Annotated in this window: 8 protein-coding genes and 1 pseudogene; 2 read left to right on the forward strand and 7 right to left on the reverse strand. The window is 53.3% G+C overall.

Annotation, left to right across the window (positions count from 1 at the left end; all coding sequences use genetic code 11):
* A partial coding sequence (locus ACEQU8_RS13800; protein ID WP_370264369.1) for a chemotaxis protein CheW occupies positions 1-1,216 on the forward strand: 1,216 nt, incomplete at its 5' end.
* On the opposite strand, the gene ACEQU8_RS13805 is transcribed toward ACEQU8_RS13800, so the two are convergent.
* From ACEQU8_RS13805 to ACEQU8_RS13835, 7 genes are all read right to left on the reverse strand, one after another.
* The gene (locus ACEQU8_RS13805; RefSeq protein WP_370264371.1) at positions 1,170-2,477 is read right to left on the reverse strand and encodes a citrate synthase; all 1,308 of its coding nucleotides are present in this window, start codon (positions 2,475-2,477) and stop codon (positions 1,170-1,172) included. The genes ACEQU8_RS13800 and ACEQU8_RS13805 overlap by 47 nt on opposite strands.
* A gap of 25 nt (positions 2,478-2,502) precedes the next feature.
* On the reverse strand, positions 2,503-2,775 hold the full coding sequence (locus tag ACEQU8_RS13810; protein ID WP_370264372.1) for a succinate dehydrogenase assembly factor 2: 273 nt from the start codon (positions 2,773-2,775) through the stop codon (positions 2,503-2,505).
* A 72-nt stretch (positions 2,776-2,847) separates the two neighbouring features.
* Positions 2,848-3,564 (reverse strand): succinate dehydrogenase iron-sulfur subunit, encoded by a 717-nt coding sequence (locus ACEQU8_RS13815; RefSeq protein ID WP_370264373.1) that lies wholly within the window; start codon positions 3,562-3,564, stop codon positions 2,848-2,850.
* Positions 3,565-3,586: 22 nt separating this feature from the next.
* Positions 3,587-5,368, reverse strand: coding sequence for a succinate dehydrogenase flavoprotein subunit (sdhA, locus tag ACEQU8_RS13820; protein ID WP_370264375.1), 1,782 nt, complete (start codon positions 5,366-5,368; stop codon positions 3,587-3,589).
* A 2-nt stretch (positions 5,369-5,370) separates the two neighbouring features.
* Positions 5,371-5,751, reverse strand: coding sequence for a succinate dehydrogenase, hydrophobic membrane anchor protein (sdhD, locus tag ACEQU8_RS13825; protein WP_370264378.1), 381 nt, complete (start codon positions 5,749-5,751; stop codon positions 5,371-5,373).
* Positions 5,751-6,164 (reverse strand): succinate dehydrogenase, cytochrome b556 subunit, encoded by a 414-nt coding sequence (sdhC, locus tag ACEQU8_RS13830; RefSeq protein ID WP_370264376.1) that lies wholly within the window; start codon positions 6,162-6,164, stop codon positions 5,751-5,753. The genes sdhD and sdhC overlap by 1 nt, the downstream gene beginning before the upstream one ends.
* Positions 6,165-6,337: 173 nt before the next feature.
* A complete protein-coding gene (locus ACEQU8_RS13835) occupies positions 6,338-7,057 on the reverse strand; it encodes a GntR family transcriptional regulator (RefSeq protein ID WP_370264377.1) in 720 nt (239 codons plus the stop codon).
* Positions 7,058-7,219: 162 nt separating this feature from the next.
* Between ACEQU8_RS13835 and ACEQU8_RS13840 the strand changes: the two are divergent.
* Positions 7,220-7,321 (forward strand): annotated as a pseudogene (locus ACEQU8_RS13840) (malate dehydrogenase); the annotation flags it as partial.

Below are 7,321 nucleotides of genomic sequence, written 5' to 3' on the forward strand. Positions count from 1 at the left end.
CAAGCACATCAACGATTTATACACCGTGTATACCAACGTGTTGCTGGTGGATGTACAAGGCAAGGTGGTCTGTAGCAGCCAGCCCTGCCACGGCGTGGACAAGCTGGACACGCCCTGGCTTGCTCAAGCCCTGCGGCTAAATGACAAGCAGCACTATGCGGTGTCTCCATTTGAGGAAAGCCCCCTGTATGCCGGCAGGCCCACCTACCTGTACTGTGCCCCAGTGCTGAAGAACGACGCAAGCCACACCAAAGCACTGGGCGCGGTGGTGCTGGTGTTTGATGCAGAGCCTCAGTTTGAAGCCATCCTGCGAGAGTCCATGGCGGGTCACCACGCGGCCATGGCCTATATTGTCGATGAAGAAGGAAACGTGATTTCTTCCACCAGCAATCGCTTTATACACAATGGACAATTAAAACTTCCATTGCACTTTACAACCCCCTTCCAGAAGCAAAGCCACTGGCATCAGGTGTTGAGTATGGATGGCGTGGTGTATGCGGTAGGCTGCTGCAATTCAGCGAACTATCGCGAATACAAAAGTGAGCAAGATTGCTACCAAAACAACTTGACCGGGGTGTACCTCATGGACATGGGTGTGGAGGTACAGCCTCAAAAGACCAAGCCGCTTTGCTTCGAACATTTGCGAAGCAGCGAAGCAACCAAACACAGCAATCTGGAAGTGGCAACTTTCCGCGTGGGTTCGCAATGGTATGGCGTAGACACCGCGCAGGTGCAGGAATCCTTTGTGGCCAAGCACTTGGCCACCATGCCAAATGCCCAACCCTGTGTGTTGGGCAGCACCTTGCACAAAGGCAGGGCTGTCACTGTGTTGGACCTCGCGGTGTTGATGGATCAGACGGAGCAATACCAACAATCCGATGCCCGACAGGAACCCATTCAGCTTGTTTTGCTAAAAAGCAGCGAAGACGGAATGACGCTTGCCCTGCGTGCAGACGCCTTGGGCGAGATTCCCAACATTCCAGTTGAAGAAATTCAACCCACAGAACAATTACTTGGCAAAAACCCACTGTTGGCTGGCTTGGTAAAAACCCCTTCCAACCTGCTCTTGCTCTTGGAGCCTGGCAAACTGATGGATCAACTTCGAGGGAAAGAAAAAGGCCTCTTCTGGGAAGAGGCCTTTGACGGTGCTAGAGACCTTGAAAAAGCGATTAACGCTCACTCACGGGTTTCACATTGCGAGGCGCTGCCCCGTTGAACAACTGGCGCGGACGGCCAATTTTGTACTCGGGGTCGGCGATCATTTCGTTGAGCTGAGCAATCCAGCCCACGGTGCGTGCCAGGGCAAAGATGGCTGTAAACAACGGAACGGGAATGCCGATCGCCTTTTGGACGATACCAGAGTAGAAGTCCACGTTGGGGTACAACTTGCGCTTCACGAAGTATTCGTCTTCCAAGGCGATTTTTTCAAGCGCCATGGCGATCTTGAACAAGGGGTCGTCTTGCAGGCCCAATTCGTTCAGCACCTCGTGGCAGGTTTCGCGCATCAGCTTGGCACGTGGGTCGTAGTTTTTGTAAACACGGTGGCCAAAGCCCATCAGACGCACACCAGAGTCTTTGTCTTTCACTTTGTTGATGAAGTCGCCGATTTTTTCTACGCCACCGTTTTGCTGGATTTCGGTGAGCATGTTCAGGCAGGCTTCGTTGGCACCGCCATGCGAAGGACCCCACAAGCAGGCCACGCCGGCCGCGATGGCAGCAAACGGGTTGGTGCCAGAAGAAGCACACAAACGCACGGTCGAGGTGGAGGCGTTTTGCTCATGATCGGCGTGAAGGATGAAGATGCGATCCATGGCGCGGACCAACACGTCATTGACTTCGTACTCTTCGCAAGGGTTGCCGAACATCATACGCATGAAGTTGGCGGTGTAGGACAAATCGTTCTTGGGGTACATATTGGGCGCCCCAATGCCGTATTTATACGCCATGGCAACCAAGGTTGGCATCTTGGCGATCAGGCGAATGGCAGAGATGTCGCGCTGGTTTTTGTCCATGAGGTTCATGGAATCAGGGTAGAACGCCGACATGCCACCCACCAGACCAGTCATGACAGCCATGGGGTGCGCATCACGGCGGAAACCGCGCAGGAAGAAATTCATCTGCTCATTGACCATGGTGTGCTTGGTCACCAATCGATCAAAATCGGTTTTTTCTTGCGCGTTGGGCAGTTCGCCGTTCAACAGCAGGTAACAAACCTCAAGGAAGTCGCAGTTGGTGGCCAACTGCTCAATGGGATAACCCCGGTACAGCAGTTCGCCTTTGTCTCCGTCGATGTAAGTGATCGAGGAATTGCACGACGCGGTTGACAGAAAACCGGGGTCGTATGTGAATTTGCCTGTGGCTCCGTACAACTTGCGGATGTCGATGACGTCCGGACCAATGGTGCCCTTGTGGATGGGAAATTCAACCGAGGGGGTGCCGTCGGAGAACGACAGCGTGGCCTTGTGTTCAGTGCTCATCGGATTTCCTTCTAATGGTTTGAAATTAAAGATCTTTCATCATTTGGATCACCCTGCGCACTTGCGGGGTGTCCAGATCGCCATCCGGTTCCTTGCGGCCCAGCAGCAGATCGAGCAGGTGGTTGTCAATTTCTTCAAAAAGCACGGTTAGGGCAGCGACGTCCTCGTCGGTCAACTCCAACTCGTACTTGTCGAAAAACTTCTGAATAATCAAGTCGTTTTCCAACAAACCTCGGCGGGCTCTCCAACGCAGCCGCGCGCGTTGTGTGGGATCGGCTTGATGACTCTGATTGCTCATAAACTACAACAAAAAAAACGGGGTTTTGCAGCGCACAACCCCGATCTGTTCAAAAAAATCCGAACAAGAGTTCTAGACGGCGCGCCGCACCATCAACTCTTTGATCTTGCCAATGGCCTTGGTCGGGTTCAAGCCCTTGGGGCACACGTCCACACAATTCATGATGGTGTGGCAACGGAACAAACGATACGGATCCTCCAGATTGTCCAGGCGCTCACCAGTGGCTTGGTCACGACTGTCTGCAATGAAGCGATAAGCCTGAAGCAAACCTGCGGGGCCAACAAACTTGTCGGGGTTCCACCAGAACGATGGGCAGCTTGTGGAGCAACATGCACACAAGATGCATTCATACAAACCATCAAGCTCCTCACGCTCCTCGGGTGACTGGAAACGCTCCTTCTCTGGGGGAGGTGTTTCATTCACCAAGTAGGGCTTGATGCTGTGATATTGCTTGAAAAACTGAGTCATGTCGACGATCAGGTCGCGCACCACAGGCAAACCTGGCAGCGGCTTCAGAACGATGGGTTCTTTCAGGTCGCGCAGGTTGGTGATGCAGGCCAAGCCGTTTTTACCATTGATGTTCATGGCATCGGAGCCACACACACCTTCACGGCAAGACCGGCGGTAAGCCAGGGAATCATCCACATCGCTCTTGATGCGCATCAACGCGTCCAACAGCATTTTGTCGGTGGGTTCCAGCTCCACTTCCAGCTTTTGCATTTTGGGTGCTTCGCCAGTGTCTGGGTCGTAACGATAAATTTCGAATTTAACTGTACGCTTTCCGCTCATGTTAATTACCTCGAATCCTTGATTAGAAAGTCCGCTTTTTGGGCTGGAATGTTTCAACAGTCAGCGGCTTGGTGTTCACTGCCTTGTACTCCAGGCGGTTGCCCTCTGAGTACCACAGGGTGTGCTTCATCCACTTGTCGTCATCGCGTTCAGGGAAGTCGCGGTGAGCGTGAGCGCCGCGACTTTCTTCGCGAGCGGCTGCGGACACCATGGTGGCCTTGGCGGTCTCGGTCAGGTTGGCCAACTCCAGCGCCTCGACCAAAGCGGTGTTAAACACCTTGGACTTGTCCTTGATGAAGATTTTTTCAGCCTGCTCCGAGAGCTCGTTGATCACCTTGACACCTTCGTTCATCAACTCGGTGGTGCGGAACACGCCACAGTGATGCTGCATTTTGGCGCGAATGCCGTTGGCAACATCTTGGGTGCGCTCGCCGCTGGTGCTGTTCATGAGTTTGTCTACACGGCCCATGGTGAAATCGCCAGCATTGGCGGGCAAATCTTTGTGGGTTTTCGCTTTGTAGTTTTGCGAAACAATGTGGTTACCCGCAGCACGACCAAACACCACCAGGTCAAGCAGTGAGTTGGTGCCCAAGCGGTTAGCACCGTGCACAGACACACAAGCGCACTCGCCGATGGCGTACATGCCATTGACCACTTCCTGAGGACCACCGGGCTTTTTGGGGGCCACCACCTGACCATAGAAGTTGGTCGGAATACCACCCATTTGATAGTGGATGGTTGGAACCACGGGAATGGGCTCTTTAATGGGGTCGACGTTGGCGAATTTGATCGCAATTTCGCGAATGGATGGCAGACGCTTCATGATGGTGTCTGCACCCAGGTGGTCAAGCTTCAGCAACACGTGGTCTTTGTTGGGACCACAGCCACGGCCTTCTTTAATTTCTTGGTCCATGGAGCGCGACACAAAGTCACGCGGCGCCAGATCTTTCAGGGTTGGCGCGTAACGCTCCATGAAACGCTCGCCTTCGCTGTTGAGCAGGATACCACCCTCGCCACGAACACCCTCGGTCACCAACACGCCAGCACCCGCCACACCAGTGGGGTGGAATTGCCAGAACTCCATGTCTTCAAGCGGCAAGCCAGCACGAGCCGCCATGCCCATGCCATCGCCAGTGTTGATAAAGGCGTTGGTGGAAGCAGCCCAAATGCGGCCCGCACCGCCGGTGGCAAACACGGTGACCTTGGCTTCAAGGATCATGATTTCGCCAGTTTCCATTTCGAGTGCAGTAACACCCACCACGTCGCCATCGGCGTCGCGAATGATGTCAAGCGCCATCCATTCAACAAAGAACTGGGTACGTGCGCGCACATTGCGTTGGTAAAGCGTGTGCAGCAGCGCGTGACCAGTGCGGTCAGCCGCTGCACAGGCACGCTGCACAGGCTTTTCTCCAAAATTGGCGGTATGACCACCGAAAGGACGCTGGTAGATGGTGCCATCGGGGTTGCGGTCAAAAGGCATGCCAAAGTGCTCAAGCTCGTAGACGACCTTGGGCGCCTCACGGCACATGAATTCAATGGCGTCTTGGTCACCGAGGTAGTCGGACCCCTTGACGGTGTCGAACATATGCCAATACCAGTTGTCTTCGGACATGTTGCCCAAAGATGCGCCGATGCCACCTTGCGCCGCCACGGTGTGTGAGCGGGTTGGGAACACCTTGGACAGCACAGCCACATTGAGGCCAGCTTCGGCCAGTTGCAAAGAGCAACGCATACCTGCGCCACCTGCACCGACGATTACCGCGTCAAATTTACGACGTGGAAGGTTTGTTTTAACTGCAGTCACTTTTAGACCCTCCAAAGAATGTCAGCAGCGTAGCCGGCCGCACCGATAAGCCACAATGCCGTGAAAACTTGCAATGTAAGACGAATGCCTGTGGGCTTCACGTAGTCCATCCAAATATCGCGAATGCCGATATAAGCGTGGTAGCACAAGGAAAGGATGGCCAACAAAGCCAAAATTTTGCCCAGCGGGAAGGCGAGCACAGTGAAGTTGAAGAAACCAACCCACTTGACGTAGTCGAGATCAGGGGTGAAGAGCACCGCCAAAAACAAGCCCAACGTGTACACGGCCATGATGACGGCGGTAATACGTTGAGCGACCCATTCTTTGAGGCCGTAATGCGCGCCAACCACCAAGCGCTTGGAACCAATATTATTTGCCATAATTAAAACGCTCCGAACAATTTGAGACCAAACAGCGCGGTAAGGCTGAGGCTGATTGCAAACACGATGCCGGCGCTTTTGCTGGCGGCGTATTTCTCGGTGCCCACATGCAGATCCAGCACCAGGTAGCGAATGCCTGCGCAGAAATGATGCAGGTACGACCAGATCAGACCAAGCAGCACCAATTTCACGAACCAGCCATCGACCAGCGCTTTCATCTCCAGAAAAGTCAGCTCAGAGGTGAGGCTTTTGTCGAAAAGTGGCAACAAAATGACAGGCAGCGCCAAAAACAACACAGCGCCGCTGACACGGTGAAGGATAGAAAGTTTGCCCGCCAACGGCAGGCGATACTTCAAAATTTGGGTGACATGAATGTTCCGGTATTCCGGACGTTTCTTCGCAACAGTGTTTGACATGCTCAATGTTCTTATAAAAAGTGGGTTAATGGGCCTGTGAGTTTTCACAAAACATTAGCCAGACAACGCTGTATTTTGAACCAAATCGTTTTCGCTAGAAAGCTGCAACTTTTTCTATTTTTTAGAAAAGCAGCCCAAAACACAGGGTTTGCCCGCAAAACATTTGTATCAATTCAATACAATTCATTCCTGTAAGAAAATCGGTCCGTGAGATACCACCCGCGCCTCAACTCCACAGGGCGATCTGCGTAGGTGAGCGACAGGCGCTCCACCAACAGCAAAGGGGTGCCGGTGGCCACCTGCAAATGTTCAGACTGCTCTGCGTTGGCACTTACCGCCTTGATATGCTCGCTGGCTCGCAACATTCGAACACCGAATGCGCTCTCCAAAAACCCATACAAGGTCGAGTTCCACTGCTGCAAGCGCTCTAGCGTGAGGCCTTTGTACTGAGAGGCCGGTAACCAGATCTCATCGAAAATCCTGGGGGTTCCTTCAAATCGCATCACCCGCTTGACCACAAACACGGAATCGCTGGCCTTGATATCGAGAAGCTTGGCCACCTGGGAATTGGCGCGAACCCGCTCTACAGAGAGGTAAGTAGACTTGGGCTTGGCTGAGGGCTCTTCGTCGGCAGCAAGGCGCAAAAAACGGTATTCAGATTTGGCCTCGTTGTGCGTAGCAACAAACGTGCCCCGACCCTGCTTGCGATCCACCAGATTTTCGGCAGCCAGCTCGTCGATGGCCTTGCGCACCGTGCCCTGGCTCACGCCATATCTTGCAGCAAGCTCTGTCTCGGAAGGAATGAGTTCGCCTGGCTTCCATTCGCCATCTTGCAGGCTTTTGATCAACAAACCTTTGATTTGCTGATACAAGGGGCTGAAAGTGGGGTTCACGGGTGAATGCAGCGGCGCGCCGGTTAATGATGAAGGTGTATCTTATATCTTATACAGGACTTTTGAAAGTCTAAGCCATTCAAACCCACGATAAGTCAACAAGGCGAAAGCGTTTGGGGCTAAACTATGGCCTTCAATTTTTAATCCCTTGGAGTGATTACCATGACCAAACCTGCAATGCGCGTTGCCGTCACTGGCGCCGCTGGCCAAATTGGCTACAGCCTGCTGTTCCGTATCGCCAATGGCGACATGCTGGGCAAAGAC

It is taken from the genome of Limnobacter sp., from assembly GCF_964228395.1.
In the GTDB taxonomy this organism is placed as follows: Bacteria; Pseudomonadota; Gammaproteobacteria; order Burkholderiales; family Burkholderiaceae_B; genus Limnobacter.

Excerpts from the sequence above, each read along its gene's own strand:
- sdhC (WP_370264376.1), bottom strand. The coding sequence starts at position 6,164 with ATGTCAAACACTGTTGCGAAGAAACGTCCGGAATACCGGAACATTCAT.
- ACEQU8_RS13815 (WP_370264373.1), bottom strand. The coding sequence starts at position 3,564 with ATGAGCGGAAAGCGTACAGTTAAATTCGAAATTTATCGTTACGACCCA.
- ACEQU8_RS13810 (WP_370264372.1), bottom strand. The coding sequence starts at position 2,775 with ATGAGCAATCAGAGTCATCAAGCCGATCCCACACAACGCGCGCGGCTG.
- ACEQU8_RS13805 (WP_370264371.1), bottom strand. The coding sequence starts at position 2,477 with ATGAGCACTGAACACAAGGCCACGCTGTCGTTCTCCGACGGCACCCCC.